The 23,162-nt window shown below is 72.2% G+C and carries 23 protein-coding genes and 1 pseudogene; 11 read left to right on the top strand and 13 right to left on the bottom strand.

Annotated elements, in window-relative coordinates; all coding sequences use genetic code 11:
- Positions 1 to 188: 188 nt before the first annotated feature.
- From ABZZ04_RS37770 to ABZZ04_RS37755, 4 genes are all read right to left on the bottom strand, one after another.
- Positions 189 to 3,617 carry a DUF4132 domain-containing protein gene (locus ABZZ04_RS37770; RefSeq protein WP_356936771.1) on the bottom strand — a complete coding sequence of 1,143 codons (3,429 nt, stop codon included), beginning with the start codon at positions 3,615 to 3,617 and terminating at the stop codon, positions 189 to 191.
- Positions 3,618 to 3,737: 120 nt separating this feature from the next.
- Positions 3,738 to 4,292 carry a hypothetical protein gene (locus ABZZ04_RS37765; RefSeq protein WP_356936770.1) on the bottom strand — a complete coding sequence of 185 codons (555 nt, stop codon included), beginning with the start codon at positions 4,290 to 4,292 and terminating at the stop codon, positions 3,738 to 3,740.
- 209 nt (positions 4,293 to 4,501) lie between these two features.
- The gene (locus ABZZ04_RS37760) at positions 4,502 to 5,416 is read right to left on the bottom strand and encodes a hypothetical protein (RefSeq protein WP_356936773.1); all 915 of its coding nucleotides are present in this window, start codon (positions 5,414 to 5,416) and stop codon (positions 4,502 to 4,504) included.
- Positions 5,417 to 5,496: 80 nt separating this feature from the next.
- On the bottom strand, positions 5,497 to 5,844 hold the full coding sequence (locus ABZZ04_RS37755) for a hypothetical protein (protein WP_356936769.1): 348 nt from the start codon (positions 5,842 to 5,844) through the stop codon (positions 5,497 to 5,499).
- 36 nt (positions 5,845 to 5,880) lie between these two features.
- Here ABZZ04_RS37755 and ABZZ04_RS37750 point away from each other — a divergent pair, with 36 nt between their 5' ends.
- The 3 genes and pseudogenes from ABZZ04_RS37750 (at position 5,881) to ABZZ04_RS37740 (ending at position 9,026) form a co-directional block, all read left to right on the top strand.
- On the top strand, positions 5,881 to 7,089 hold the full coding sequence (locus tag ABZZ04_RS37750) for a S1 RNA-binding domain-containing protein (protein WP_356936768.1): 1,209 nt from the start codon (positions 5,881 to 5,883) through the stop codon (positions 7,087 to 7,089).
- Positions 7,090 to 7,360: 271 nt separating this feature from the next.
- Positions 7,361 to 8,020 (top strand): annotated as a pseudogene (locus ABZZ04_RS37745) (Imm49 family immunity protein); the annotation flags it as partial.
- Positions 8,021 to 8,222: 202 nt separating this feature from the next.
- Positions 8,223 to 9,026 (top strand): immunity 49 family protein, encoded by an 804-nt coding sequence (locus ABZZ04_RS37740; RefSeq protein ID WP_356936767.1) that lies wholly within the window; start codon positions 8,223 to 8,225, stop codon positions 9,024 to 9,026.
- Between the two features lie 71 nt (positions 9,027 to 9,097).
- Here the strand turns inward: ABZZ04_RS37740 and ABZZ04_RS37735 are convergent, their stop codons facing one another.
- Both ABZZ04_RS37735 and ABZZ04_RS37730 read right to left on the bottom strand, forming a co-directional pair.
- A complete protein-coding gene (locus tag ABZZ04_RS37735) occupies positions 9,098 to 9,685 on the bottom strand; it encodes a hypothetical protein (protein WP_356936766.1) in 588 nt (195 codons plus the stop codon).
- Between the two features lie 134 nt (positions 9,686 to 9,819).
- Positions 9,820 to 10,296, bottom strand: coding sequence for a hypothetical protein (locus ABZZ04_RS37730; RefSeq protein WP_356936765.1), 477 nt, complete (start codon positions 10,294 to 10,296; stop codon positions 9,820 to 9,822).
- Positions 10,297 to 10,537: 241 nt separating this feature from the next.
- Here ABZZ04_RS37730 and ABZZ04_RS37725 point away from each other — a divergent pair, with 241 nt between their 5' ends.
- Positions 10,538 to 10,837, top strand: coding sequence for a hypothetical protein (locus ABZZ04_RS37725; RefSeq protein ID WP_356936764.1), 300 nt, complete (start codon positions 10,538 to 10,540; stop codon positions 10,835 to 10,837).
- 65 nt (positions 10,838 to 10,902) lie between these two features.
- A complete protein-coding gene (locus ABZZ04_RS37720; protein ID WP_356936763.1) occupies positions 10,903 to 11,271 on the top strand; it encodes a DUF402 domain-containing protein in 369 nt (122 codons plus the stop codon).
- Positions 11,272 to 11,367: 96 nt separating this feature from the next.
- On the opposite strand, the gene ABZZ04_RS37715 is transcribed toward ABZZ04_RS37720, so the two are convergent.
- Positions 11,368 to 11,805, bottom strand: coding sequence for an SgcJ/EcaC family oxidoreductase (locus ABZZ04_RS37715; RefSeq protein WP_356936762.1), 438 nt, complete (start codon positions 11,803 to 11,805; stop codon positions 11,368 to 11,370).
- A 329-nt stretch (positions 11,806 to 12,134) separates the two neighbouring features.
- On the opposite strand from ABZZ04_RS37715, the gene ABZZ04_RS37710 reads away from it, so the two are divergent.
- The gene (locus ABZZ04_RS37710) at positions 12,135 to 13,259 is read left to right on the top strand and encodes a hypothetical protein (protein ID WP_356936761.1); all 1,125 of its coding nucleotides are present in this window, start codon (positions 12,135 to 12,137) and stop codon (positions 13,257 to 13,259) included.
- A 48-nt stretch (positions 13,260 to 13,307) separates the two neighbouring features.
- On the opposite strand, the gene ABZZ04_RS37705 is transcribed toward ABZZ04_RS37710, so the two are convergent.
- From ABZZ04_RS37705 to ABZZ04_RS37695, 3 genes are all read right to left on the bottom strand, one after another.
- The gene (locus ABZZ04_RS37705; protein WP_356936760.1) at positions 13,308 to 14,261 is read right to left on the bottom strand and encodes a phosphotransferase; all 954 of its coding nucleotides are present in this window, start codon (positions 14,259 to 14,261) and stop codon (positions 13,308 to 13,310) included.
- 69 nt (positions 14,262 to 14,330) lie between these two features.
- Positions 14,331 to 15,992, bottom strand: a complete 1,662-nt coding sequence (gene abc-f / locus ABZZ04_RS37700) for a ribosomal protection-like ABC-F family protein (protein ID WP_356936759.1) — start codon at positions 15,990 to 15,992, stop codon at positions 14,331 to 14,333.
- Positions 15,993 to 16,285: 293 nt separating this feature from the next.
- Positions 16,286 to 16,681: a VOC family protein gene (locus tag ABZZ04_RS37695; RefSeq protein ID WP_356936758.1), complete on the bottom strand. Its 396-nt coding sequence runs from the start codon at positions 16,679 to 16,681 to the stop codon at positions 16,286 to 16,288.
- Positions 16,682 to 16,977: 296 nt separating this feature from the next.
- Between ABZZ04_RS37695 and ABZZ04_RS37690 the strand changes: the two genes are divergently transcribed.
- The 3 genes from ABZZ04_RS37690 to ABZZ04_RS37680 all read left to right on the top strand — a co-directional run bounded on the left by ABZZ04_RS37690 (position 16,978) and on the right by ABZZ04_RS37680 (position 18,123).
- A complete protein-coding gene (locus ABZZ04_RS37690) occupies positions 16,978 to 17,274 on the top strand; it encodes a hypothetical protein (RefSeq protein WP_356936757.1) in 297 nt (98 codons plus the stop codon).
- A 127-nt stretch (positions 17,275 to 17,401) separates the two neighbouring features.
- Complete coding sequence (locus ABZZ04_RS37685; protein ID WP_356936756.1) at positions 17,402 to 17,932, top strand: GNAT family N-acetyltransferase; 531 nt, start codon at positions 17,402 to 17,404, stop codon at positions 17,930 to 17,932.
- Between the two features lie 56 nt (positions 17,933 to 17,988).
- On the top strand, positions 17,989 to 18,123 hold the full coding sequence (locus ABZZ04_RS37680) for a hypothetical protein (RefSeq protein WP_356936755.1): 135 nt from the start codon (positions 17,989 to 17,991) through the stop codon (positions 18,121 to 18,123).
- A 177-nt stretch (positions 18,124 to 18,300) separates the two neighbouring features.
- Here the strand turns inward: ABZZ04_RS37680 and ABZZ04_RS37675 are convergent, their stop codons facing one another.
- From ABZZ04_RS37675 to rph, 3 genes are all read right to left on the bottom strand, one after another.
- The gene (locus ABZZ04_RS37675) at positions 18,301 to 18,573 is read right to left on the bottom strand and encodes a hypothetical protein (RefSeq protein WP_356936754.1); all 273 of its coding nucleotides are present in this window, start codon (positions 18,571 to 18,573) and stop codon (positions 18,301 to 18,303) included.
- Positions 18,570 to 18,845 (bottom strand): hypothetical protein, encoded by a 276-nt coding sequence (locus ABZZ04_RS37670; RefSeq protein WP_356936753.1) that lies wholly within the window; start codon positions 18,843 to 18,845, stop codon positions 18,570 to 18,572. The genes ABZZ04_RS37675 and ABZZ04_RS37670 overlap by 4 nt, the downstream gene beginning before the upstream one ends.
- Before the next feature lie 74 nt (positions 18,846 to 18,919).
- The gene (rph, locus tag ABZZ04_RS37665; RefSeq protein WP_356936752.1) at positions 18,920 to 21,625 is read right to left on the bottom strand and encodes a rifamycin-inactivating phosphotransferase; all 2,706 of its coding nucleotides are present in this window, start codon (positions 21,623 to 21,625) and stop codon (positions 18,920 to 18,922) included.
- A gap of 281 nt (positions 21,626 to 21,906) precedes the next feature.
- Between rph and ABZZ04_RS37660 the strand changes: the two genes are divergently transcribed.
- Complete coding sequence (locus tag ABZZ04_RS37660) at positions 21,907 to 22,566, top strand: hypothetical protein (protein ID WP_356936772.1); 660 nt, start codon at positions 21,907 to 21,909, stop codon at positions 22,564 to 22,566.
- Between the two features lie 140 nt (positions 22,567 to 22,706).
- Complete coding sequence (locus ABZZ04_RS37655) at positions 22,707 to 23,033, top strand: hypothetical protein (RefSeq protein ID WP_356936751.1); 327 nt, start codon at positions 22,707 to 22,709, stop codon at positions 23,031 to 23,033.
- The last annotated feature ends 129 nt before the right edge of the window (positions 23,034 to 23,162 follow it).

Here is a 23,162-nt window from a genome sequence, read left to right as displayed (position 1 = left end):
GCCCCGTGGCGCGCCGACGCCGCCCGTGGCGGGCCCGGACCGGGGCGGCCGGCCCCCGGGCCCCACCATGTGGTCACCCGGCCCCGGCGGGTGACCACATGGCCTCACCAGATGGTCACCGGGCCCGGCACATGGCCGCCGATGTCACCGCTCGGCATGGGCGTCGGGGCCCGGCGGGACGGTCGCGGTCATCCCGCCGTCACCTCGGTGAGGTCGGCGAGCAGTTCGGAGGCCAGCACCGGGTCGAGGTCGCCGAGGCGCAGCGGGTGGTCGTCGCCCGGGCGGTAGTAGCCGGGCGAACTGCCGATCCGGACCGCTTCCAGGGTCTGGTCCCCGAGTTCGTCGACCATGCCGACGGCGATGCCCGGGTCGAGGTCGATGACCAGGTACCGGCCCGCGCCGGCCGGCCGGGACATCCAGCACTCCACGCCCGCGTCCTGCGGGGCGCCGCGCTCCCAGCCGCGCTTGGTCAGACCGAGGAGCTTGCCGACCGGGACGGTGACCCCCTCGAAGCGGACCAGCCGGTGTCCGGCGGCCTCCTCCCCGGTGAGGGCGTGCACGGGGCGGCCCAGCTGCGGGAACGGCTGCAGGATCTCGTAGTCCGCGAACAGCTCCGCCCAGGTGTCCCGTTCCTCGCCCAGGCTCAGGGGGTGGGCGAGCCGTACCGTCGCCCCCTCCGGCAGGGTCAGCAACTCGTCCTCGGCGTCGGCGAAGGTGCGGTCCTCGGCGACGCGGAACGTCGTCACCGCGCCGTCCGCCTCGCCCGTCCACACCAGGCGGCACACCAGATGCCTCATCAGCGGGTGGTCCACGAACAGTTCCCGGAACTCGCCGTCCGTCCAGGACCGCTGCGTCACCATCGCCTGTTCGAGCCGCCGAACCTGGTCGGACGCGACCGTGCGGACGTCCTTCTTGAGCGTCGCGAACCGCTTCCGCTCGGCCGGTGCGAGCGTCTGGTCGTCCTTCACCCCGGGTGCGGGCAGGGCCTTGCGGACCGTGCCGTCGGCGTCCTTCACGTACGGCCGCAGCTGCTCGTCGAAACCGACCGTGAACCGGCGGGTGCCGTAGTCGATGACGGTGCTGCCGTCGGCGTCCAGGCCGAAGTCCGGGACGAGGCGGTCGCCCAACTGCTCGCCGGTGAGGCCGAGTCCGTCGGCCACCTCCGCGATCTTTTCCTGGGCGCGGGTCTTGAGGCCCTTGAACTTCACCCGTTGCGAGATGCCGTGCAGATGCATCAGCGCGATGTCGCTGCCGATGGCCGCGAGCACGTCGAGGCCGTCGACCGCGCGCTTGTGGGAGCCCTCGCCGGGCCAGGCCCGCAACAGCGGGCTCAGACGGCGCACCGTCCCGTCGTCCCCGAGCGGGCCGAGCGCCTGCAGCACCCAGCTCTCCTTGGCCGGCATGCCGATGAACTGCCACTGCTCGAACAGGCCCCAGGCGAACGCCGCGAGGGAATCGGAGGTGCAGTGTTCCTTCAGCACGGCGATGCCCGGGTAGACGCTGTGCGGTTTCGACAGGGCGAGCATGGTGAGAACGTGCCGGGCCGCGCCGACGGGGAGCGCGCCGCCGTCCTCCAGGAGGATCTGCGGCAGCAGTCCGGGATCGGCCCAGGAGCCCACCGTGGGCATCCTCTTGGGCAGTGCGAACGCCATCGGGTCGCCGTCCAGGATCTCCGCGACGATGTCCGCCGCCTCCGGTCCGCCGGCCGTGGCGGCGGCCTCGCGGACCGCGTCGACGCCGTGCTTCTGGGCGATGACCATCAGGGCCGTCTCCGCGCCGTTGCGGACGGGGCCCGCCGGGCCGACCGCCTGCGGCAGCAGATAGGGGACGGCGGCGAGGCCGTGGCGCGTCAGCCAGCCGCGGGCCGTGGCGTTGGCCGACTTCAGACGGATCAGCCAGTCGCCGACCCGTACGGCGACCTCGGTGCTGAGGAACGGCAGGACCAGTTCGCCCAGCTTCGCGGAGAAGTCCGCGGACGCCTCGAGCACCAGGTGCAGGGCGTCGGCCCCGAACCGGGCGGCGAGGGGCCTGAGCACATCGGGGTTCCCGTGATCCCCCTTGGGCACGTACGCGAGTACGGCCCGACGGGCCTCGTCCTCGGGGCCGTGCAGGAACAGGTGGGCGCACTGGGCCAGGTAATTCCACCCCCGCTCCCCGCGCGCCTTCTCAAGATGCTCGGCCCACTGCTCGGCCGGGAAGGCGCGCCGGACCAGCCAGGTCGGCATGACCGACCACTTCTCGCGCTCGCCGGGCTGCCACACGGCCTTCGGGGCGGGGGCGGCGGGGATCTCGGTGGCCTCCCGCTTCTCGGGGGCCTTCGCCCGCTTGCGCGTCCACGGCGGGTCGACCAGGAGCGCGGGCAGGGCCTCGACGGGGGCGTCCGCCACACGGTCGGCGCCGTCGAGCAGCGGCTCCACATGGGCCGCGGCCCCGGGTGCCAGCTCCGGCAGGACGGCCTTCGCCAACGCGCGGTGGGCCATGACGTGATGGGCGAGCATGCGGTCGGCCGACTGCGCCGCCCGGTCCTGGTCGCCCGGGGCCGAGGCCGCCTCGGCGAGCAGCCGGAGGGCCCGCACCGGATAGCGGTCCATCGCCTCGACCAGGCTCGTACGGACGTGCTTGTCGTCCGCGTGGGACAGCAGTACCCGGAAGGCGTCGTCGGTCGGCAGCGCGACCAGGGCACGGGCCACCGTACGGGCCCGGTCGACGCCCGGAGCCGTGGCGATCGCCTCCGTCAGGAGCGGTGCGAACGCCCGGCCGGTGCCCTCGGCGAGGGTGGCGATCAGCTCCATGTCCCAGCCGTTCCACAACAGATGCACCGGGCGCGGGAACTTCTCGATCTGTTCCGGGGAGCCGAGCGAGCACAGCAGCATCGCGCGCAGGGTGGCCCCGGCGGCGTCCGCCTCCGCGCAGCACTCGTCGACCCAGTGCTGCTCGCCGGGCACCAGGTAGGACACCGAGCAGCGGCGGCGCAGGTTGTCCCGGTAACCGGCGAGGTCGGCGACGACCTGTGCGTACTCCTCGTCCCCGGACACGGCGACCAGGGCGCGCATCCGGTCGGCGAACCGGGGCCGCGCCCAGTATTCGTCGGCCGAACCGTCCGCGGGGCGGCGCAGCAGCCGGGATTCCGAGCGGACGGAGCCGTGCTGCATCCACATCGCCTGGATGTCGATGTACTCGACGACCGCCCGGGCGGCGAAGGACAGCCCGTGGGCCAGCACCCAGGCGTCCACGAGCACGCCGGGCCGGTGGTCCCAGCGCAGCGACACGGCCGCCACCGCGGCGGCGCCCAGTGGATCCGGGCTGCCTGCCAGATGGGCGCGGGTTGCGGCGACGATCTCCGGATCGCTGTCCGGCGACGAGAGCATCTCCTCCAGCCAGTCGGACTGTCTGGCGAGGTCCTTCGCCGCCACCTGTCCGGCGTCCGGGTCCGGGTCCGGCACGCTCTGCGGGAAACCGCCGCGCCGGGGGTGCACGAGCCGCCGCCAGGACGGCGGCACCTCGAAGGTCTCCTCGTCCGGGAACACCACCGTCCCGTCGGAAACCCCGGGGGACACGGTCCCGGACACCTCCTCGCCCCGCACCGAACCGTCGCTCCCTTCCGGCAAGCTCTGCACAGCCCCTCCTCGGCCCACTCCAAGCAGCGTGATCCCTCGATCAGCTGTTGTCACAGTAAGCGGACCCACTGACAACGCCCGCGTCACCGACGACGTCGTGGGCGGCCGGCTGCGCAGACCTCAGCGCCCAAGTGACGTGCGGTGGTGGAGTGATGTGCGGTGGTGGTAGGAACGGGCAGCGATGTACAGGCCGATGCCCCACACCAGGAACTGCGGGATTCCGTAGACGACGGTCCACGGGCTGAAAATGCCCTCCTCGTCGAAGGTTCTGACCAGCTGCACGGCGGCCCAGACCGTGTACAGGAGGAGGAAGACCGATACGCCGTGAGCCGTGGCGGCCAGCGTCCGGCGCGGAACTCTTCGCCCGGCCAGGAACGGGGTCCAGCCCGGGAACACCAGTCCCCACGGCCGGACCAGACTCATCGCCAGGATGCCCGCCAGCAGGGCCATGCCGCTGAGCACGAGGAGGTACGGGCCGCCGCCGACCTCGTACCACTCCCGGAACGCCTGCTCGTCCGCCCAGAGGGGAATGCCCAGCGCCCAGATCGCGTGGAGCGGGATGAACCCGACGGTCGCGGAGAGCGCCGAGGCACGAGCGGCTCGGACGGCCCGTCGGGGCGGAGGCGGAACCTCGGCAACTGCGTCTTCCGGACGGGGGACGGTGAATTCCGGCATGGCCTGGTTCTCCTGACGCGAGGGGGGTGAACAGGAGAAACGGTTCCACGCACCGCGTTCCAGGACATCGGACCCGGGATCGATGATCACTCGTCCTCCGAGACGGTCGAGGCACCGGGTCGCTCCCCCGAGCGGGGGAGCCGGTCCCATCCCCGTCCGCCGCTCGTCCGCCCGGCAGATCACGCCGATGTCGCCTCACGGCGTCCCGGTCATGGTTCCGGGAGTGATCCGCCGGACGGTTCCCGGGCGTCCAGCACGTACCACTGCCTGGCCGATGCGCCACGCAGGTACAGGTGCCGACCACGTCCCACGGGCCGCGCGTACCGCTTGAGCGGTGCCCCGTTGGGGAGGACGAGACAGGCTTCCTCGACCGGCAGGGCCTCGCTCTCCGTCAGGCGGCAGAGGTGCAGGCGGTCCGGTTGCCGGTCACCCCCCAGCATCGTGAGGTGCTCTCCGTGCACGGCCAGACCCGCGGGAGCGACCACGGGGGTCCGCCGCAGCCGGACCTCACCGTCGGTTCGGGCCTCGACCAGCGGAAAGGTCGGGTAGTAGTCGGCCCACGCCACCCCGTTGTCGACGTTGAGGGCGTAGACCGTGTCGATGTGTTCGACGCCCTCCGGAGGCCTGTATCCCCATCGGTGGTTGCCGCCGCTGTCCCAACGCACCAGGCCTGCGGCGCTGATCGGGTCGGTGTAGACGCCCTCGTCGAAGTAGGCGCTCCACATGTGATGCCGCCGGTCCGCCATCAGGTACTCGACCGCATGCCCCATCGCGAAGCTGCGGCGGCGTCGCCCGTCCGTACCGTGGATCTGCGCGTTCCGGTCCCCCGCGGCACCGTATCCCTGCACGACGAACCGGCCGTTGGGCAGCGCGTCGAGATGGGTCACCCGCAAGTTCAGTTCGCGCAGGGGCTGTTCGCGGACCGCGCCGCCGTTGTCGACGACCAGGAGCGCGTCGTACGGAAAGCCTCGGGGCCGGGCACGGGGCCTGCCGTACGAGCTCGGGTGGAGTTCCGCATCGGGGCAGATCAACCAGAGGGTCCGGTCCCAGGCGTCCACGGTGGTCGCCAGAACCTTCCGGTGGTCGTACTGCCGGGGCAACAGTGCGTGGGAACGCAGTGTCACCTTCCTCAAGAAATCACCTCACGGGCGAACGAACACGACTCGCCCATGATCGCATCCCGCGGCATTTCCGCGCGGTGCGGTCAGGAGTCAGGAGCATGCCGGATGATGGGGAGGTGCAGCTCCCCCACGTCCACCGCGTCACCGCCCACGATCCCGCCGACCGTGACGAGCACAGGCATTGCACCGGCACCGAGGACACCGTCAGCGATCACGGCGAGGTCGAGGCGGCCCGCCTCCGGGCCGTCGAGGCGTTCGCCCGGGACACGGGCGTCGACCACCTGATCGTGCGTGAGCCGCAGGTCCCCTCCCTCGCGCACTTCGGCGCGGAACCTCCGGTGGACGGTTTCGGACTCGACGGGCTCTTCCCTGCCGGGCCGGCTGCTGATCCGGCTGGTTCTGCCGGTCCGGTCGGTCCTGCCGGTTCTCACGACGGTTTTCACGGCGGTTTTCACGACGGTGCGGAGGTGTCGCTCGAAGTCGGGCTGGAGCTGGTGCGTGCCATGCTGCGCGACAACGGGGCCTGGTGCCGGCTGGAGGTGGAAGGCGCGTTCGCGGTCCATGTGGGGTGGGACCAGTACCTCTGCATCGGCAGTTTCCGGCCCTGCGAGGAGGCACTGGCCCGAACCCGTGCGCTGGGGCTGTTCCCGGAACGTCTGGACTCCTCCCCGTACGAAATGGAAACCGATGACACGGAGGTCCAGCGGCCCGGCGACGACGAGTTCTGGGCCGTGCTGCACCGGTCGGTCGACGCCTGCCGCGCCGGGCTCCTGGAGGAGATGTACGTCGAGGGCGCATCGCGGTGGCACCGTCTCACCCGCGACACCGTCGACACGGTTCGCACCGGGCTGGCTCCCCGCGCCCGGCTGGCCGTGTGGCCGGGCCTGTCCTGCGACGTCGACGCGGTCATCGGTTCGCTCCCCGCCGAGGGCCTCGTCGAGGGTGTCTGGCAGGACGAGGACGGCCGGATCCACAGCGCGGTCGCCGACGAGGAAGAGTTCCCGGAGCTGGCCGCCCGGATGTCCGGTGCCGAGGCCGCGGCGCTCCTGTCCGTGTACGCCGATGAACGCGTGCCGCTGTTCACCGCCGTCATGCCCGACGACGACGGAGTGGTACGGGCCCGCTGGCGGACCGATCCGACACCGGCCGACCGGAACTGGGCTCTCCTCAAGTCTCTTCGCCCTGGCGGGACCGTCACCGGCACGGTGACCCGGATCGCCGACTTCGGTGTCACCTTCGTGGACATCGGCGGCCTCGAAGCGATGATCAATGTTCCTGAGCTGTCGTGGCGTCCCGTCGCGCACCCCTCCGACATCGTCTCCGTCGGTCAGGAGGTCGACGCCGAGATCCTCGACGTCGACCCGGTCCGTGAACACGTGGCGCTGTCCCTCAAGGCCCTGCACGAGGACCCGATGCTGCTGCTGGCCGGGCAGATCGGCCGGACCGTCGTCGGCCGCGTCACCAAGCTCGTACCGTTCGGTGTCTTCGTGCGCGTCGAGGAGTCGGAGAACGGTTTCGAGGGGCTGGTGCACGACTCCGAACTGGCCGACGAGCACCTGGAGACCTCCCGGTCCGGCATCCGGGTCGGTGACCCCATGCCGGTCAGGATCCTCGACGTCGACCCGGTCCGGCGTCGGATCGCCCTCTCGCACCGGCAGGCCGTCCCGGGGTCCTGACCCTGCTCCGGGCCGTACCGGCGAGCAGGCAATCGGGCGACCGGGGTTCCGGTCCCCGAGCTCATCCTCGACCGGGCCGGGCCGGGCCGGGCCGCCTCGCCCGGCGTCCCGTGCGCAGCGGTGGCCGGGCTGTCGGACCCCGCGCCTAATGTGTCACGGAGACCGATCAAGGAGCTGAGCAGTGCGGATAGAGCGTCATCAGGTGGACGGGGCCGTCGTGTCGGCGGCATGCGCGGACTTCACGAACCGCATCGGGGGTCGGGTGCGGTCCATGTCGAGGGCCGACCGGATGACCACCGTCGAATGGCAGTTGATCGCCGACGAGTTCCTCGACTACCTGGGCGCCCTCTCCATGGAGACGCCCGACCTCGGCACCCCGGAGGCCCGGGCCGCCCTGAAGGACGCCGCCGAGGCCGCGGCGGGCGCCGTCTCCTACGCCGCGTACCACCCGCACTGCGGCTTCCAGGTCTTCCTGAACTACGTGAACTTCGGCATGAGCTACGACCCGGGTGACGACGCCCCCGCGGAGGAGGTCACGCCCCGGGAGTGGATCGACGCGCTCTGCCTGACGGTCCTCACCGGCAGGGCCGGGTGGCACGGCGAGGCCTTCCACTTCGCCCGGACGAAGTTCGCCGAGCGGGCAGGGGGAACACCCGCCGGCGAGCTGGCCACGGGACTGACGGCCGTGGTCCTGGACGACGCCGGCAACGATGAGTACCCGCCGAGCGCACAGGCCGTGCTCGCCGCCGTGGACGCGGCCCTGGACCGCGTCCGCGTCCACGCCCGGGAGACCGGCGAGCCCCTCCAGGACCGGCCGGACAGCGCGGCGCTGCGCGCACTGCGTGCCCTGGCGGCCGAGGAGCGGGATGCCTTCGACGCCGCGCTGACCGACCTCCTGGTCGGGCACAGTGCCCTGCACGGCCCCTCGTCCTCCCCGAGCACGCTCGTCCCGCTGGTCCCCATCGCCCTCGCCGCACTCGCGTACCGGACACTGGGATGGGCCCCCCTCCGTCCGCACCGGGTACCTCCCGCACGCGCTGGTCACCGGCTTCGAGACCAAGGGCCCCCGGGTCGCGGGGTTCGGCCGGGACCGGCGGCCGGACGCGGTCGCCGCGCTCGCCGCGGGCCCGCTGGTGGTGGAGCGGCCGGACTTCGAGTGGTCGGTGTCCCCGCAGCTGGAGGCCATGTACGAGAAGCACGTCCAGGAGGCGTTCACCGCCGTCGACGGAGAACCCCTCGCCGTCTGGCGGCTCAGCAGCGTCATGGGCGACCAGGCGCGCCTCTTCAAGTGGCGCACGGGAGCCCCCGACGCCGGCACGGACGCCCTGCTCGCGAACCTCCGGCTGGCCTCCCGGGCGGGGGCGGCCCTGTTCCGCATCGCCCTCGCGGAGCCGGGCACCGAGGCCGAGGTGACCGTCGCCGGCCGCGCACTGCGCTACCGGGCCCGGCGCGACGAGGAGACCGGCGCCGGCAGCTGGCAGGCGGCCGTCTCCCTCGCCCTCATCACCGGCGCACGCGAGGACCTCGCCCCGCTGGTCCTCACCGGTCCTGCCTTCTCGCTCCCGGACAAGGGTGCCTTCGACGCGTACCGCGAGGCCCTCCACACCTACCTGAAGGGCACCGACCCCGAACAGGCCGTGCAACGGGCGCTGCAACAGGCCGAGCAGTCCAAGGACTGGGGCTTCCCCATGCCGCCGGTCGTGCTGCTGTCGCAGCTCGTGGAGGGCGACGAGGAGAGCTTCAACCTGGCCCTCGCCGACGCGCTCGAGGCCCACCGCGACCACTACCGGGTCGCCGACCGCGCCGACGCCCCGGACGCCGCCGTCGACCTCGACATCCTCGCCCTCGCCTGTCACGCCCGCCGCCGCGGCTGGGCCGTCCGCGTCGAGTCCCCCTACCTCCCGCAGGTCGTCCTGGAGGCCGCCGAACCCTTCTAGGGAGTACACCGAAGCATCGGGAGCCCGGCCTCCCGGACCGCGGGCACCTGCGGCGGTCCGGTGGGGAACGTTCAGCCGGCCGCGCCCTCGTGGACGGGAGCGTGCGCGGCATCCTGTGCACGGCCGCGGGCCAGTGGTGCGAGGCCGGCCATGAGGGCCACGGCCGCGAGCGGGATCAGGTCGAGATCGACCGCGATCAGGGCGAAGGCCACGAACACGAGCGCCGGGCTCCACACGGGCAGCCGCCTGGGCCGTGCGGCCGCCATCATGATCAGCAGGGCGAGCATTCCGAGCTGGAAGGCCATCGGCCCCACGAGTTCGAGAGGGTCGGGCAGCGGGGCCGACTCGGCGAGGCCGGGGAACAGATCGCCGAGGATCACCCAGACGAAACAGCCCGCACCGAACACCCCGGCCACCGCGGCGGCACCGGCAGCGGTTCTCATCCGGGTGGTGGTCGCGGGAACGAGGCCGCGCAGCATCACGACGAAAGCGCCGAACAGGAGGAAGGCGGCGAGGAAGAACGCATGGCCGATGTTCCAGGCCACTCCCGGGCCGTGGTCGCCGTCCATTCCATCGATCAGTCGGAGCACTCCGTACGACAGCAGCAGGAGGGGAATGAGGAAGCAGAGCAGTCGAGTTGTGCGTGTTGTCGATGTCATGCTCATACCGTCGCTGCCCGGCATACGTACGGGCATCCGGGCGATACCCCGGGTGCACCCGGAGACCCACCGTAGGGGGCGACCGGCTCCACGGCCGGGTTTCCTCGGGGGTCCGGGCGTTCACCAGCCGGTTCTCAAAGGGAGCGGTGGATCCCCTCGGGGTCGTCGTGGGCCGCTGCCGCATACTCCTCGAAGCCCAGGTTGCCGATGCTCAGGTTGGCGTAGACATCGTGGACCCCTGCGGGGATGGTGCGGAACTCGCGGCCGAACTCGGTCAGTTGCCCGTAGTCCTCGTCGTCCTCGCAGTCCTCCCGCGTCAGTGTGGTGACCGCCAGCAGCGCGTGGTTTCCGGCCTGCATGGTTGTCCGGTCGGCGAGGAAGACGACGGACAGGTCCTCGTCGGTGCGGACCGCGGCCAGCACTTCGTCAACGGTCGCCTCCGCCCAGGCCGGATCGTCGACGAAGTGGACGTGCGCCTCGTACTGCCCGCCTCCCCAGGGTTCCGTCAGCGCCGCCACCACGTCGTGCCACGCCCGGTCGTCGTGGTGGTCGGTCCTGATGACCAGGGCATCGAACTCACCGCGGCCGACGACGGCGGGCAACTCTCTCATGGCTTCTTCTTCTCCTCGGTGACGATCGATGAGCCGTGTCCCGACTGTCTCACGGGCCACTGTCACACCCCATCGGGGCGGGCGACGGCGGAGCCCGGTCGGCCGGCCCGTCCCCTTCCGGCGCTCGCGGTCGTTGGAGAACCGTGAGCAGCAGAGCGAGACGCCTTTCCCCGGCCGTTGCGTCCAAGGGGGCCCGTCGGCACGGATCGTCTGCGGGCATCCTCCTGGAGAACGGACAACGATGAACCCGAACCACCTTCCCGAACTCGGCCGGGCGCTGCGCGTTCTCGGTGAGCACGGGGACGGCATCACCCGCAGCACCCCCGTCGAGAAGCTCCACGAGATCCGGACCGACCTGCAGAAGGCCTTCGCGCTCCTGGAGGCGACCACGGGGCCGAAGCCGCACACCAGGTGCCGGGAGCACCCGTACGGTGCCGTGGACGAGGAAGCACCGGACCTGTGCCTGCTCTGCCACACCCGCCGCCGCCGCGGTGAGCAGGCCCAAAAACGAGCCGTCGGCTGGTCACGGCCCACTCGGTAGCGGTCGGCACGGTCTGCGGCAGGGGCGGGGCCGGCCCGGTCTGCACGGCCGAGGAGAGCCGGGTCATGCTCTTTCCCCGCGATGCGTGGTGGACCGCGCTCTTTCAGGCGTCTCCTGCGCGCCTGGACGCCTGCTGCGATGTCACCACGCCGTCCGAGTGGCCGGGCCCGGCGGAAGCCACCACGGTCGACCAGGACCTCGATGCGTGCCGGACACGGGCGGCGGGTGCCGTCCTCGTCGACGACGAGGACGAGTTCGCCCTCCACCGGGTCCGGTACGGGTATCCACCGGACGTGGTGGAACAGGCCGCCGCGGCGGCCGACTGGCTCACGGCAGCGTTGCGGGACGGCGCGGAGCCGTTCCGCGGCCGGTTCCTCACCTGGCTGGACGTGGTTGCCCAGTGGCACTCGGGTCCGGGCGGCGGGTGCGCGTAGCCGGGGTGGCGCTCCGGTCGACGGCGTGGTGATGCCGTGGACCGGAGCTGCGGGAAAGGTGCCCCGAGACGCCTGTTGCCGTGTCGGGGCCGGATGTCACGCGGTCTGCGCCGGCGGGGCGACGGCCATGTTCTGGCCTGCCACGATGCGCCAGCCGTCCGTCTGTTCGGCGATCACGTAGAGCGTCGCGCCCCACGGGCCGTCGACGGGTTCGCCCGTGCTGTCGGTGGGGGTCTGCACCACGTTCACCGCGATCACACCGGGGGCTATCGCCAGCATCTTGGCCACGTCGTACCGGGCGAAGGAATCGCGCAGGAAGCTCTTCAGCGCCGGAGCGCTGAACTCGACGATCGCCGTCCTGCCGTCAAGACGCGTGCCCTTCGCGTTGGTCCAGGAGGCGCTCTCGGCGTACTGCCCGCCCAGTGCGACCGGGTCCTTCTCGTTGAAAGCCTTCTCCAAACCCTTCACCACACCGGTCACCGCTGCCCGGGTCTCCGGCGAGATCGTCCCCACTACAAGAATGTCGCTCGTCATGACGGTGCCCTTCTCCGTACCGAATCGCTCAAGTGGCGGCCGTGATCGCCGCCATCGCCCACCCCACGACATCAACCATGGTTGAGGTCAAGCCCGGCAAACAGCTTCACGGAGATCAGGGGCGTGGCGCGCATGCGGCCGTACGCGGCCGGGCGCCGTTCACCGCCCCCGGCAGGTCGATGACTTGTCCGTGCGAACATACGGACGACTCCCGATGGGCCGATGCGCCGTCGACCGGTCGGACAACGGACAACGGACGTTGATGATCGGGCATCGGTGATCGGGCATCGGACAGCGGCAGTCGAGCGAGAACAGGGCGGGAGTGCGGTGTGAGCGGGGCTGAGGGGCAGGACGGGTCGTCCGTACCCGACGAGGAGTGGGAGCGGTTCCTCCGTGAATCGGTGGCGGGTGTGCCCGGAGCTCCCGTGGAGCCGTCGGCGCGCGCCCGTGAGGTGGAGCGGCGGCTGCGGGAGCGGCCCGGGCAGCCGGAGGGCTGGCGCACGTACTCGCCGGCCCGGCCCCGGCGCAGGACGGGCTGGTACGTGGCCGGGCTGGTGGCGGTCGTGGCCCTCCTGGTCGTGTCGCTCTTCCCGCAGCAGGTCCTCGGCCGGTTCGGCGGCGACGACGGCGGGCCGGACGGGGCACCGTTGGCCGCCGAGTCGGAGACCCCGCGGGAGGCTCCCGGCGCCGAGCGGGATCTTCCCCCCACCCTCGACGAGCCCTTCCGGGGTTCGCCCGCCGCCCGCTGGGCCGATGGAGCCGCGGGGATCACGCTGCCTCCGGCCAGGGCGACCGGCTGGATGGACGCCGCCCGGGTCGAGCGGGCGCTGCGGCAGAGCCGGGACTTCCTGGCAGCCGCGGGGCTCGACCCCGGTGTGCTGCGCGGCGAGCGGCCCACGAAGGCGATCGCGCTGCTGAACCCGCATCAGAAGGACGTCCAGGAGTACCTCCGTACCGCCCTGTCGTCGAAGAAGCCCACGCCCAGGACCGATCCGCTGCTGCTGTTCAGCCGCTTCCGGCCGGAGCAGTCCCGGCTGGTCGGTGACGTGGTCAGGACCCGCGGCCGGCTCACGTACCGGGAGGGGGAGAAGGGGGCGGTCGAGGTGACGGCGGACGTCACCTTCGTGTACCCGGTCACCCCGGCGGGCGACGGCGGGCGGGACTCCGAGGTCGTCCGTACGATCGTGCGGCGCGAGGTGGTGATGAGCTGGGACGACCCGGCCAGGATCATCATCGAACCGGGCACGATGTCCCTCGTCTCGTACGCGCTCGACATGGTCAACGGCGGTTGCTCCACCCCGACCGGATACTTCGTGCCGCCCTTCGGCACGGCCGACGAGCAACCCACCGACGAGGACCGCCCGGTCGATCCGTACGACCGCAGCGAGCCGATCGACACGGGCGACGGCATGGCGGCCACGGGCAGCAACTGCGCGACCGCCACCCGCTCCTGAGAGCCGGCCGACGGCCGGGCACCGGGCCCGGCCGTCGGCCGGTCGGCGTCAGCCGGTCATGCCGCCGGCGAAGGGCTTCGTCTGCCACTGGTCGACGGCGGGCTTGAGGTACCCCATCAGGTCGGGCAGTTGCGGGGCCAGTGTGAGGGTGGCGATGATCCGCAGCATGCCCAGGGTGTTGGCGAAGCCGAGCACCTCCTCGTCGAGCCGCCTGGTGCCGTTGCGCTGCGCGCCGCGGTCGTAGGCGGCTTCGTGCTCGGGCCCCAGCGCGGCCAGGTCCCACTCGACGGGCCCCAGCGTGACCAGTTCGAAGTCGGCGTAGAGGTCGCCGTCCACCCCGGAGAAGATGTTCGCGGACGGGCAGTCGCCGTGCACGGGCTGGAGGCCGATGCCCGGGAACCGAGCCTCGAATGCCTCGCGTGAACGCACGAGGGGCTCCATGACCTGCCATTCGCGGCGGGCACGGTCCAGTTCGGCCGCCCCGATCAGGTCGGGGTGCCGGTCGAGCCGGTCGAGGCTGTCCGCGACGAACTGCGGCTCGGCCGTGGACAGGAACTCCAGGCGGCCCGGATAGGCGCGCAGTGCCGCGTGCAGGTCGGCGACGCTCTCGGAGTTCGCCACGTAGTCGGGTTCCTTGTCCCGGGTCTCCTCGACGAACGGCCAGAACGTCATCGAGAACCCGTCGCGCCGCACGGGTTCCCGCGGCACGAGCGGGCTGGGAGCGATCACCGGGACTCCCCGGCCGTCGAGCCAGCTCGTCACGTCCAGCTCGTCCTGCTGGCGGCGCGCGAGGGCGGCCGGGTCGTCGGGCAGGACGGTGGGGATCCGGGCCACGACCGGCGAGGGCGCCAGGTGGACGACGACGGAGAAGACGTCGTGGAGCACCGTGGGGTCGGTGACGGTCAGGCCGAGCCCGCGCCCGGCCGCGACGGCGGCCCCGACGGCGGCGGAGGTGCGGTCGGCGAGCTGTTGCGGCGTCAGGAAGGCGGTCGGGGTGGTCATGGATGCCTCGTTTCGGTGGATTCCCGGGAAGCGGGAGGGGAGGGCGGCGACGGAACGGGCCCGGCGGGGTCAGTGCCTGCGGCCGGCGCGCAGCTCCAGCCGCTCCCCCTCGAAGCGTGCGCGGAAGCCCCGGTCGTGCGAGACCACGACCACCGCCCCCGGGTACTCGGCGAGCGCGGTCCGAAGGTCCTCGACCAGGTCGAGCGCGATGTGGTTGGTCGGCTCGTCGAGGACGAGGAGATCCGCGGGCCGGGTCACCAGGATCGCGATCTGCAGCCGTCGTTGTTGTCCCGCGGACAGGTCCGCGACCGGGACGCGCAGGTCCTCCTCCCGGAACAGGCCGAGGGCCAGGAGCTGTTCGGCATGCTCGTCCGGCGGTCCGGGCCGCCCGGCGGCGAACGCGGCGAGCAGCGGGAGCCGGGTGGAACGCGCGGGCAGTTCCTGCGCGAGGTAGCCGATCCGGGCGGGGCGGTGGGCGGTGCCCGCGTCCGGCTCCAGGTCGCCCGCCAGGACACGCAGCAGCGTCGTCTTGCCCGCGCCGTTCTCGCCCGTGACCAGCAGCCGCTGTCCGGGGGTGATCGTCAGGAGCCCGTCCAGGCACAGGCGTTCACCGACCCGTACGCCGTCGAGCTCGGCGAGGGGGCCTCGGGCCGGGCCGTCGTCCGCCGCCACCGCCGACAGCGCCGTCGTGAACCGGAGCGGTGCCGGCGGTTCCGCCACCGGATGGCGTCGCAACCGGTCCAGGCTCTCCCGGGCGGAGCGCACCTGCCCGCCGAGCTTCGCCTCGCTGGACCGGCGGTGCTTGCCGAAGCCCTGCTTCGGGTCGCGGCCGGTGGTGGCGAGCCGCCTTCCCGCGGCCTCGAGCAGTTCCTCCGTGCGGGCGACCTCCTCGACCCAGTCCGCGTACCGCTGCTCCGCTCCCCGCCGGGCGGCGGCCTTCGCGGCGCGGTAGCCGGTCCAGCCGTCGCCGTACCGGCGCACGGTGCGCTCGTCCCGGTCGACCTCGATGATCGTGGTGGCGACGCGCTCCAGGAAGCCGCGGTCGTGGGTGACCGCGACGACGGTGCCGCGGTGTGCGCGCAGGTGCTTCTCCAGCCAGTGCACGGCCGACGCGTCGAGGTGGTTCGTCGGCTCGTCCAGGAGCAGCAGTTCGGGAGCGGCGGCCAGGACACAGGCGAGCGCGAGCCGGGACTGCTCGCCGCCGGACAGCGAGCCGAGCGGGCGGTCACGGGTGATCCGGGCGAGTCCGAGCCCGTGCGTCGCGGCGTCCACCCGGGCGTCCGCCCCGTATCCGCCGCGTTCCTCGTACGCGGTCAACAGCTCTCCGTACGCGGCGAGTTCCTCGTCCGACGCGTCCGCGAGGGACTCCTCCGCCGTACGGAGTCCCCGCTCCATGTCGCGCAGTTCGGTCAGGGCGAGGTCGACGACGTCCTGCACGGTGCGGGCCGCGTCGAGGTCGAGGGTCTGGGCGAGGTGGCCGATGCCGCCGGGGAAGCCGACGGTGATCTCGCCGGAGTCCGGCGTCTCGGCCGCGGCGAGCAGCCTCAGCAGGGTGGACTTGCCGGAACCGTTCTCGCCGACGACGGCGGCCTTCTCGCCCGGCCGGACGGTGAAGGAGATCTGGTCGAGGACGGTCCGGGTGCCGTAGGACTTGGTGACGTCCTTGACGGACAGCTGCGCCACGGCAGCGGGGGCGGTGGGCAGGGTGGTGGTACGGGCGCGGTCGCGCATATGACTTTCCCCGGGCATGCGAAGGGTCTACGGGCAGCAGAAACGGCGGCATCGGCCGTGCCCGGACTCAGACGAAGAAGAAGAGGAAAGCCATACGCCCACCCTAACAAGACGAACCGTCTCGCCTCAATCCGTTTTCGCACACGGGGCGGGACCCGGCCCCGAACGGCGGCAAGGCCGTACGGGGCCGGGCTCCACCACTCGCCCCGGCCCCGTACGGCCCCTCGCGGATCACGGCCCGACACCGTCCGGCACGGCCCGGCCGGAGAGCGCCCCCGCGGCGCCCCCTGTCGTCACCCGCGCGCGCCCAGTACGTCGAGGTAGTGCTGGTTGTACATCACGCCCAGGACGTTCCCGAAGGGGTCGATCACGGAGGCGGTGACGAACCCCGCTCCGCGTTCCGTGAGCGGTTCGTACTCCTTCGCCCCCAGGGACAGCAGCCTCTCCAGGGCCGCGCCCGCGTCGTCGACGTGCCAGTACACAACGGCACCGCCCGGCGCGGTCCCCGAGCCCGCGGGCGCGTAGCGCCTGTCGATCAGCCCCAGCTCGTGCCGGTAGTCACCGAGGCGGAACTCGGCGTACCCCGGCCGCTCGAAGTACGGCTCCGCACCCAGCAGTTCCGCGTACCAGTTCTTCGCCGCCGTCAGATCGTCGGCCCAGAAACTGACGGTGGTGAGTCCTCGCAGCATGGGTGCCCCCTTCTTTCCCGCCGCGGATACCGCATCCCGGCTGATGCCATGAGAGTAGACGTCCATTAGGTCAGTTCCTGTCCGGATGGAGGACGGGGCCTCGCGAGGAAGGGACGCCTTCCGGCACGGGGCGAAGGCGCCTCCCCGTTCGAGCGCCGATGCGAACGACGCGCCGAACCGCCCCGGAACGGGTCACCCGCGCCCCGGTGCCCTCCCCCGCACTCCCCGGCCCTGCCAGACTGACCCCCGGCCCCGTCCGGCACCCCTGTCGGCGGGAGCGCCCCCGGGAGGCCACCATGACGTGCGGAAACTGCGGCGCAGCAGCCACCCAGGGCCCCGACGGGTCCTGGACCTGCAGCAACCAATGCGGCTGGTCGTCCACCGCGCCCGGACCCGCCATGACCCCGGAGATCACCACCACCAGATGCCGCGGCTGCGACGCCGAGATCCACGGCCTCAACGGCCGGTACGCATGCGGGCTCTGCGGATGGTCCAATCACTGGGACGAGGGACACCAACCACTCCCCACCTGCGGCGACACCCCCGGGAGTACCTCCGGCAACGCCTCCGGGGGCACCAACGCCCTGCGCTAGTGCCGGGAGGGGCACTGGCGGAGGGTGCCGGTACCTTCGGGGCACGCGGTCGGCCCGATGCGACCGGGACGACCGTCCCGGTGGTGCGGGAGGAACGGAACAGCCGCGGGGAGCGGGAGAGCGACTCATGGTGCAGCAGGACCGGAAGCGGGCCGTCGTGCGCCGCGCCGACCGTCCCGGCGATCTGGGGTGGATGGTGATGGCCCACGGCGAGGTCTACCACCGGCAGTTCGGCTGGAACACCGACTTCGAGGTCCTGGTCGCCGGGATCGTCGCCGACTACGGCGCCGGGCACGACCCGGCCCGTGAGGCCGCCTGGATCGCCGAGGTCGACGGCCGGCGCGTGGGCTGCGTCCTCCTCGTCGCCGGCGACCGGCCGGAGGTGGCCAAGCTGCGGATCCTTCTCGTCACCCCGGAGGGCAGGGGGCTCCGCCTCGGGACGCGCCTGGTCGCGGAGTGCCTGGACTTCGCCCGTGGGGCGGGCTACGAGCAGGTGACGCTGTGGACCAACGACGTGCTGGTGGCGGCGCGCAGGATCTACCAGGGCTTCGGCTTCGTCCTCGCCGACGAGGAACGCCACCACAGCTTCGGCCACCATCTCGTCGGCCAGAACTGGGTCCTCGACCTGCGCGCCGGCACGGCGGACGGCGACGGCTGACCGCACGACGAGGTGGTGACGGACGCCTCCGCCACCCGGCGATCCTGCTCACCGACGTGCCCGACCCCGACCACACCGCCCACGCCCTGCTCGCCCCGCCGGCCGCCGACCACGTCGCCGCGCTCCTGCCGGAGCCCGGCGAACAACGGATGCGCGACGGGCTGCTCCGTCCCGCCCGCTCCGCGATGTGACCGTCCGGACACCACGACGCGCATGTGTCCCGCCCTTCCGGGAAGGGCGGGACACATGCGCGTCCGGGGCTTCGGGCCCCGCGTTCTCCCGGTGGGACCGGGCCGGGGTACGGAGCCCTCGGCGGAACCCGACCGGGCCCGAGGCTCCCGGTGGTACCGGACCGGGCCCCGGGGCCCTCAGTGGAACCAGACCAGGACCGGGACGCGGATCTCCTTGGCGTCCCTCATGATCATGTATTCGATGATGACCGGCTCGCCCGGGATCTCGAGGGAGTACCGGATCTCGATGTCGTCCAGCGCGTCTCCGGGTGGCCGCCTGCCGAGATCGACCGCGCCGCCGACCTCGATGGCCAGGGCCCGCAGGAAGTTCGCCGTCTTCCGGCGGAGGTCGACGGGCATGTCGAGCACGGTTTGTGCCGGGATCTCCTCCGTCCAGACGGACCAGCTCACCGGGCCCCGTCCACGAACAGCTCGTCGACGGACACCAGGGAGTGGCCGGCCTCGGCGTTGGCCCGGCTACGGGCGGCCGCGGGGGCGCGGTGCAACATCGCCACCTTCCACCAACGGCGCATCGTGGCCGGTACGTCGCTCTCCTCGGCGGCCAGGACCTCGGTGTAGAAGCGGGCGCGCTCGGCACCGCTCAACGCGTCACCGATCGCGTTGATGGTGTGCGGGACACCGGTGACCCTGGGGTCCGCGGGGTGCTCGGGCTGAGCCGTCACAGATCTCTCCTTCGTTCTGCTGCCCCAAGTCTGCTACGTCGGGGCCCGGCCGGGAACCGGCCCGGTGCGGTCGGTCAGGACAGGATCTCGACGTACCCGTCGGTTCCGTGCACGCGGATGCGCTGCCCGTCCCGGATCAGCAGGGTGGCCCGCTCCACGCCCACGACGGCCGGCAGACCGTACTCCCGGGCGATCACCGCGCCATGGGTCATCAGGCCGCCCACCTCCGTCACCAGGCCCGCGATCCCGACGAACAGCGGCGACCAGCTGGGATCCGTGAAGGACGTGACCAGGATGTCGCCCGGTCCGAGATCTGCCTCCGACACGTCGAGGACGACACGGGCCCTTCCCTCGACGGTCCCGGCGGAGACCGGCAGACCGGCCAGGGCACCGGCCGGTACGTCGTCGCGCCGGTACGCCCCGCTGAGGGCCTCGCCGTCCGACGTGAGCACCCGGGGCGGGGTGAGCGCCCGGTACGACCGGAACTCCTCCTTGCGCCGCCGGACGATCCGGTCGTCCACCCGGTGCGAACCCGCGGCGTCGCGGAACTCCTGGAACGTGAGGTAGAAGACGTCCTCCTGCTCGGCGATCACACCGGCCCGCACCAGACGTCCGGCCTCCGCCAGCAGGGCCCGCTTGTAGACGAAGTAGCGGCTGACGATGCCGTACTTCGGGTACTCCCGGTACCCGATGAAGGTGCGGACCCGGTCGATCATCCGCTCGGTCTCCTCGGCCTTCCGGTCCCCGTCCGGCAGGGCCCGCAGGCGCGACAGCACGTCCCGCTCCTTCTCCCGCGCCTTCTGCCGCCCCTGCTCGAAGCGCCGTTCGGCGGCGCCCGGACCGAAGTTCCTGACGTTGTCGAGGATCAGGGGCACGAGCGTGTCGGGGCGTTCGCGCCAACGCGGCCTCGTGATGTCGATCTCGCCGACGCAGCGCATGCCGTACCGGTCGAGGTACGCCTCCACGGCGTCGCGCGCCTCGGGCCCGCCCGCGAGCTGCGCCAATCCGTCGAGGAAGCCCTCGCCCCGAACTCCCCGGGCGCTCCGAACACCCCGGGCGTCCTGAGCGTCCTGGGCGTCCCGGACGTCCTGGAGGAACGCCACCACCTCCGGCCACGGGCGGATCACGTCCGCCACGTCGAGCAGCGCCAGCCCCATCTCCGACGTGATGTTGTCGGGGGCGGACAGGGTGAGCGTGTCAGCCGCGTTCTTCTCGCCCAGCCATTCCCACAGCTTGTCGTTGAGCCACCAGGTGGCCTCCATCCCCGCCATGATGGCCTGCATGCTCAGTGGGTCGCCGAGTACCCGCTTGTGCTCCTCGAACGCCTCGGTCAGGAAGTCGAACAGCTCCGGTCCCGTCTTCGTCCGGATGTCGCGCTCCAGGGCCGCGACGGACGCCCGGCTGCGCTCGATCAGTTCGGTGACGACGGCCGGATCGGTCCGGATCGGGGCGGGCGCGCCGTCGCCCGGCGGCCTGCCGGGCTCCGGGTCCGGGTCCGGGTCCGGGTCCGGGTCCGGGTCCGGGTCCGGGTCAGGGTCAGGGTCAGGGAGTGACGGGACGAAGTCGTCGCGGTCGAGGACGGTCTCCAGGGCGTCCCTGACCAGCGGATCTCCCTTCCCCAGCATGTCCAGGAGCCCGGCGCGGCTCGCGGGCGAGGCCAGGCGCCCGGTGACGTCGACGAACAGCCTTCCGCCGGCCTCGTGCATCGGCACCATGGCCGTCGCCCGCCACATGGAGAGGCCCAGGGGCTTCATGGCGTCGGTCATCATCTGCTGGTGACCGACGGAGACGTAGACGTGTTTCTCCTGGTCGTCGTGCTCGGGTACGGGGAACAGCGTCGTGATCGGCCGGCTCTGGACGATCCGGAAACCGTCGTCGGCCAGGCACCACTCGATGTCCTGCGGGCGGCCGAAGTGCGCCTCGATCCGCCGTCCCGCCCGTACGAGCCGCACGACCTGTTCGTCCGTCAGCGCGGGCCGTTCCTGCTGTCGCGGGTCGATCTCCACCTCCCGCGTGCCGCCGGTCGGCAGGGCCCGAACCGCGCGCTGTTTGGCGGCGATCGTCCTGGTGACGACTTCGCCGTCCCGCACCGTGAAGACGTCCGGGTTCACCAGGCCGGAGACCAGGGCCTCGCCGAGACCGAAGCCGGCGTCCACGGTGGCGGTCCTCCGGTCGCCCGTGACGGGGTCGGCCGTGAACAGGATGCCGGAGGCGTGCGGGAAGACCATCCGCTGCACGACCACGGCCATGTGGACCGTACGGTGGTCGATGCCGTTGCGCCGACGGTAGGTCACGGCCCGCTCGGTGAACAGCGAGGCCCAGCACCGGCTGACGTGCCGAAGGATCTCCGCCGGTCCCACGACGTTCAGGTACGTGTCCTGCTGGCCGGCGAAGGAGGCCGTCGGCAGGTCCTCCGCCGTGGCGCTGGACCGCACGGCGTAGGCGGCCCGGTCGCCGTGCCGGGCGAGCGCGCGGGTGATCGCCGACGCGAGGCCCTCCGGTACGGCGGTCTCCTCGACGGCCCGGCGGATCTCCGCGCTGAGCACGCGAGTTCCCTCCCGGTCGTCCGGGTCCAGGCGCGCCAGCCGATCGAGCAGGTCGTCGACCGACGGCGTCCTCGCCATGATCAGCCGGAAGGCGTCCGTCGTCACGCAGAAGCCGTCCGGCACGTCGATGCCCTCGATCCGCGACAGCCCGCCCAGATGCGCGCCCTTGCCGCCGACGGCCTCGACCCCGGCCCCGTCGATCTCCTGAAGGTCCAGCACGTACTGCTCGGTCACCGCGACACCTCCGCCGGTCGGACGTCATCGTGTCCCTCGTACGTCGACAACAGCACACGCACGGTGTGTCCCTCATTTCCGCAGGTTGCAGGCTCGGCGGACGATTCTGCGGCACCACCGGGGCCTTGCCGCAAGCCCCCCGGTGCGCTATAAGTTGAGAAAGGCAAGGAGATCGATCTCCTTGCTCTTTCTTTTTTGCCGCCCGTACTCCGTCGCTTCGTCGTCGCCGTCGGCTCCCGTCCGCGGTCCGGGCCGGTCGTACACTTCGCCGGGTGATCGTGATGCAGCCCGTCCTGGAGACCCGCTCCCCCGACGGCTTCGACCTCTGGCCGGTCACCGAAACCGGGACCTCCGGCTTCCTGCCCCTCGGCGGCGGTCTCTCCCCCACCGAGGTCGGGACGGCGGTGATGTGCATCGCCGACTGCAACGACATCGACCCCGACGGCGACCGTCCGCCCCGTCCGGCCGACGCGCTCGGTTCGTTCCTGCACGGGCTGCTGACCTTCGACACCCTCTTCGCGGCCGGCGGACTGCGCGTCGTCGACGGCTCCACCGGCGTCGCCTTCCTCCCCGGCTGCTGCGACGGGCTGGAGGACTGGCGCGAGTGGCACCGGCTCGTCGACGAGGGCGGCAACGACAGCGGCGGCGTCCTGCTCGGTTTCGGCCACCCTCCCGTGTCACCGGTCGCGGAGCGCATCGGCGACGTCGTCCGGCTCACGGTCGACTCCGAGCGGAGCGACAGCCCGGTGATCGAGTCGTCCGTCGCCGGGATCCGCCGTCGGCTCGCCGGTGTCGAGCGCGATCTGGCCGACTTCCTCGTGCTGGCGGCCGACTGGTCCTCCGGGTGTCTGCCCGGTCACGCCGCTCCCGTCGTGGCCGCCCTCGCCCGCGTGCTCGACCTGCCCGCACCGCCCGTGCCACCCGTACGGACAAGGCCGTAGCGGGCCCGACGGGGTCGTCCGGGGTCGCCCTTCCGGGTACTTTTCGCAGTGACGCGGTGACTTGCAGTGAGGTCGCGGCGGGTGCCTGTCTGTAGGAGCCTGGGAAAGCACGCCTGTACTCGCAGACCAAGGAGAAATCCATGCGTACCCACAGGGCGTTCGCAGCTCTCGGCTCGGCTCTCGTCGTCGGCGTTCTGACACTCGCTCCGGCACTCGCCTCGCAGGCCTCGGCCGCCCCCAGACCCACGCAGGCGGTGGCCGCGCACGACGCCGTCACCGATTCCTACCGGGACGGCTACCGTCAGGGCTTCCGCAACGGATTCGCCGACGCGCGGGACGACTGCATCCGCAGTTCCGGTTCCGGGCAGCAGTTCCTGCAGAGGCAGAGTCAGGACAACCGTTGGGCCCGGGGTTACGCCGACGGCTACGGCGACGGCTACGACCGGGCCTTCGACCGGTTCTGCTGACATCCCCACCGGTTCCTGCCCCGGGGGACGGAAGCCCCCCGGGGCACGAAGGCCGTGGCCCGGGCCCCCGCCGCCCGCCCGGGCGCGCCCCGCGGGGGCCGGGCGCGGCGGGGCGCCGGGCCCGGGCCG

It is taken from the genome of Streptomyces sp. NPDC006435, from assembly GCF_040612315.1.
GTDB lineage: Bacteria > Actinomycetota > Actinomycetes > Streptomycetales > Streptomycetaceae > Streptomyces.
Note: the sequence above shows the minus strand (reverse complement) of the source record. Positions and strands in the feature narration are given on the sequence as shown.